This window comes from Variovorax sp. P1_H12_2 (assembly GCF_056405335.1).
In genome coordinates this window covers 1-3525 of the sequence record NZ_JBFUCI010000548.1, presented here as the reverse complement: position 1 = coordinate 3525, position 3525 = coordinate 1, and the positions used below count along the sequence as shown (strand labels likewise).

At 70.1% G+C, this 3525-nt stretch carries 5 protein-coding genes; 4 read left to right on the top strand and 1 reads right to left on the bottom strand.

All coding sequences use genetic code 11. The features are described 5' to 3' along the window. The 3 genes from AC1D2K_RS32050 to AC1D2K_RS32040 form a co-directional block, all read left to right on the top strand. The coding region (locus AC1D2K_RS32050; protein ID WP_478094140.1) for an ABC transporter permease subunit at positions 1-276 on the top strand (276 nt) is incomplete at its 5' end. Between the two features lie 9 nt (positions 277-285). Then, on the top strand, positions 286-1356 hold the full coding sequence (locus AC1D2K_RS32045) for a branched-chain amino acid ABC transporter permease (protein ID WP_478094138.1): 1071 nt from the start codon (positions 286-288) through the stop codon (positions 1354-1356). Next, positions 1353-2123 carry a crotonase/enoyl-CoA hydratase family protein gene (locus AC1D2K_RS32040; RefSeq protein ID WP_478094136.1) on the top strand — a complete coding sequence of 257 codons (771 nt, stop codon included), beginning with the start codon at positions 1353-1355 and terminating at the stop codon, positions 2121-2123. Before AC1D2K_RS32045 ends, AC1D2K_RS32040 begins: the two co-directional genes overlap by 4 nt. Positions 2124-2299: 176 nt before the next feature. Here AC1D2K_RS32040 and AC1D2K_RS32035 read toward each other — a convergent pair whose 3' ends face one another. After that, on the bottom strand, positions 2300-3022 hold the full coding sequence (locus AC1D2K_RS32035; protein ID WP_478094135.1) for a GntR family transcriptional regulator: 723 nt from the start codon (positions 3020-3022) through the stop codon (positions 2300-2302). A gap of 204 nt (positions 3023-3226) precedes the next feature. Between AC1D2K_RS32035 and AC1D2K_RS32030 the strand changes: the two genes are divergently transcribed. Next, positions 3227-3525 (top strand): enoyl-CoA hydratase/isomerase family protein (locus AC1D2K_RS32030; RefSeq protein ID WP_478094134.1); only part of this gene is annotated, 299 nt, incomplete at its 3' end.

The following is a 3525-nucleotide window of genomic DNA, read 5'->3' as shown; positions in this document are numbered from 1 at the left end:
GCGCTGGCCGGCCTGGGTGGCGTGATGTGGGGCTTCTACCGCGAGCAGTTCACGGTCGCGATCGGCGCCGAGGTGCTGGTGCAGATGCTGATCATCGTGATCATCGGCGGTCTCGGCTCGGTCACCGGCTGCTTCGCCGGCGCGATGCTGATCGCGCTCAGTACCAACTACGTGAGCTTCCTGCTGCCCGACATGGCGCTGGTCTCCAACATCCTCGTGATGATGGCGGTGCTGCTGTGGCGGCCGCAGGGCCTCTATCCGGTCAACAAGCACTAGGCGGGCGCCATGTTCAACACGATCCTCTCGGGTGACCTGCCGCGCAGCCGCTGGCTCACGGCGCTCTTGGTGCTGGTGGTGGCCTACCTCGCCACCGCGCCCTTCCTGTTCTCGGGCGCGCGCTCGCTCAACGTGGCGGCGACCATCTGCGTCTTCGTGGTCCTCGTGGCGTCCTTCGACCTGCTGCTGGGCTACTGCGGCGTGGTCTCGTTCGCGCACGCGATGTTCTACGGCATCGGGGCCTACGGCGTCGCGATCGCGATGTACAAGCTCGGGCCGACCTGGAGCGCGATGCTGGTCGGCGCGCTGTCGGGGCTCGGCGTGTCGCTGCTGCTGTCCTTCCTGATCGCGCTGGTGTCGCTGCGGGTCAAGGCGATCTTCTACACGATGATGACGCTGGCGGTGGCCGCCGCCTTCGGCGCCCTGGTGACCCGCATGAGCGGCCTGACCGGCGGCGACGACGGCCGCACCTTCAAGCTGCCCGAGTCGCTGACGCCGGGCTTCCGCCTGTTCGAGAACGACATCCTCGGCACCACGGTCAACGGCAAGGTGCTGGCCTACTACCTCGTCTTCGCTAGCGCCGTGCTGCTGTTCCTGCTGATGCTGCGGGTGGTCAACTCGCGCTTCGGCCGCGTGCTGGAAGCCATCCGAGAGAACGAGTTCCGGGCCGAGGCGATCGGCTACCGCACGCTCTACTACCGCGTGGCGGTCAACTGCCTGGCCGCCGCGCTGGCCACCTGCGCCGGCATCCTGATGGCGCTGTGGCTGCGCTATGTCGGGCCGCAGACCACGGTCGGCTTCAACGTGATGCTCAACATCCTGCTGATGGCGGTGATCGGCGGGCTCGGCACGGTCTACGGCGCGGTGGTCGGCGTGGCGCTGTTCGTGGTGGCCGAGAACTACCTGCAGAGCCTGATGGGCGGCATGAGCGGCTCGCTCGGCGGGGTGCCGCTGCTGGCGGCGCTGTTCCACCCCGACCGCTGGCTGCTGTGGTTCGGCACCGTCTTCGTGCTGTCGGTCTATTTCTTCCCGAGCGGCATCGTCGGCAAGCTGCGGGCGTCCACCAGGGAGGTGTTGTGAATCCACCGGTCGTGCTCGTCGAGGTGCGGGGCAGCGTCCAGGTCATCACGATCAACCGTCCGGCGGTGCGCAATGCGATCAACAAGGAAGTGGCGGTCGCGCTGGCGGCGGCGCTGTCGGAACTCGATGCACGGCCCGAACTGCACGTGGGCATCCTGACCGGCGCCGGCGGCTCCTTCTGCGCCGGCATGGACCTGAAGGCCTTCGCGGCCGGCGGCGACGAGCCGATCGTCGAGGGCAGGGGCTTCGCCGGCATGTGCGAGGCGCCGCGCGCCAAGCCGCTGATCGCGGCGGTCGAGGGCCATGCGGTCGCCGGCGGCTTCGAGATCGCGCTGGCCTGCGACCTGATCGTGGCGGCGCGCGGCGCCAGTTTCGGCCTGCCCGAGGTCAAGCGCGGGCTGGTCGCCTCGTCGGGCGGCCTGATGCGGCTGCCGCACCGCGTTTCGCGCAACCTCGCGATGGAGATGGCGATCATCGGCGACCCGATCACGGCCGAGCAGGCGGCCGCCTGCGGGCTGGTCAACCGGCTGGTGGAGAACGGCGGCGCGCTCGATGCGGCGCTCGAACTGGCGCGGCGCATCGACGCCAACGCGCCGCTCGCGGTCGCGGCCAGCAAGCGGATCGTGGACGCTTCGCGCACCTGGACCGACGACGAGATGTTCGAGCGCCAGCGACCGGTGGCGCGAGCGGTCAACAGCTCCTCGGATGCGCGCGAGGGCGCGACCGCCTTTGCGCAGAAGCGCGCGGCGGTCTGGCAGGGCCACTAGGGACGGGGCAGCCCGATACCAGGGATACCGCGGAACCGGCTTTGCCGGGCCGCTGGTATCGCCCCTTGAGGGGCTGAGGTCCGCGGCTCCAAGCCTGCCTGCGCAGGCTTGGACGGACCCGAAGAGCCGCTGCCTCTGGCAGCGACTCGGGGCGCCGCAGGCGCGTCGGGGGTGTTTCATGCCAGCGAGAAGCTGCTCATCCGCGGCAGCGTGCGCTCGCCGCTCTTCTGGAGGTGCCGCCGCATGCGGCTTTCGGCCTTGGCCTCGTCGCCCTCGAGAATGGCTTCGGTGATGGCGCGGTACTCGGCCACCATCGCCTTCAGGTCGGCGGTGGTCAGCGAGTGATAGAACTGGGCGCGGAACAGGTGCGCCCGCGCCTGCGGCAGCACGCGGTCCAGCTCGCTGCTGTCGGCGATCTCGAACATCACCTTGTAGTAGTTGGCACGTTCGTCGAGCACGCGGTCGAGCGCCTCGGGCGTGCGGGCGCTGATCAGCTTCTGCGCCGCGGCCTCGAAGCGCTTGGCATTGCCTTCGCGGTGGATGTGGGCGGCGGCCAGCCGCGCGGCCAGGCCCGATAGCACTTCCAGCACGCCGAGCAGGCTGGCCGCGTCCTCGCGCGTGAGCGAGCGGATCACCGCGCCGCGGTGCGGCGTGAGATCGACCACGCCGCTCGACGCCAGGATGCGCAGGGCCTCGCGCACGGTGCTGCGGCTGACGCCGAGGTCGCGCGTGAGATCGGCCTCGACCAGCCGCTGGCCCACCGTGAAGCGCCGCATCAGGATGCCCTTGCTGATCGCGTCGGCCACGCGGTCGGGCGTGCTGCGGGGATGGGGCGTTTCGGGCGCCGGCCGGGTGCGGGCGGGCGTCCTGGGTGCGGCGGTCTTGAGGGCGGTGTTCATGCGGCTTCGCGCGCTTGGGGCATGGGGGAAAAGACCCGGAATTGTTGACGTGATTGTCAGGCAATACGCACCGGCCGCAAGGGCTTCGCCCTCGGGTGAACCCTCGAAAGGCCGAAGTCGCAGCGAGTTGGCACAAGACGCAGGGCAGGGCCTTGCCTACGCTCGGCCATCGTCGCGGCGCTGCTGCGTTCAAAGAGGTTCTGGATGTCCGACTCCGTACTGCTGGAGCGTGAAGGCGCCGTCGCACTGCTCACGCTCAATCGCCCCGAACGGGCCAACGTGCTCGACCTCGAGACCGGTCGCGCGCTGGTCGACTGCATCGAGCGGCTGGCCACCGACACGGGCGTGCGCGCCGTGCTGCTGCGGGCCCGCGGCCGGCAATTCTGCGCCGGCGGCGACATCGCCGACTTCGTGGCTGCGGGCGGCGACCTGTCCGGCCTGCTCGACCGCACGATTCCCCCGCTGCACCGCGCGATCCACACGCTGGCGACGCTGCCGGTGCC